This is a genomic window from Limnospira sp. PMC 289.06, assembly GCF_032350395.1.
In the GTDB taxonomy this organism is placed as follows: domain Bacteria; phylum Cyanobacteriota; class Cyanobacteriia; order Cyanobacteriales; family Microcoleaceae; genus Limnospira; species Limnospira platensis.
Genome location: NZ_JARPLC010000542.1, coordinates 1 through 341 on the forward strand (window position 1 = coordinate 1; position 341 = coordinate 341).

Annotated in this window: 1 protein-coding gene; it reads left to right on the forward strand. The window is 46.6% G+C overall.

From position 1 onward, the window contains the following. Positions 1-341 (forward strand): Ig-like domain-containing protein (locus tag P5674_RS26185; protein WP_315670519.1); only part of this gene is annotated, 341 nt, incomplete at both ends.

Genomic DNA, 341 nt, shown 5'->3' on the forward strand with positions numbered 1-341 from the left:
TATCACCGTTAACCCTAACGGAACAATCACCTATAGCCATGACGGTTCATCTACCAGTACGGATAGCTTTACTTATACCGTAGAAGATGATGATGGCGCTATCTCTAACCTAGCCACCGTCTCCCTGACTATCCAAGAAAATCAACCCCCCACCGCTAATGATGATAACGCCACGGTCCGCACCGGAAACGCCGTTACCATTAACGTCCTTAATAATGATAGCGACCTTGATGGTGTTTTAATCCCAGATACGGTGACGGTAGTTGACTCTCCCAACTACGGTAATATCACCGTTAACCCTAACGGAACAATCACCTATAGCCATGACGGTTCATCTACCA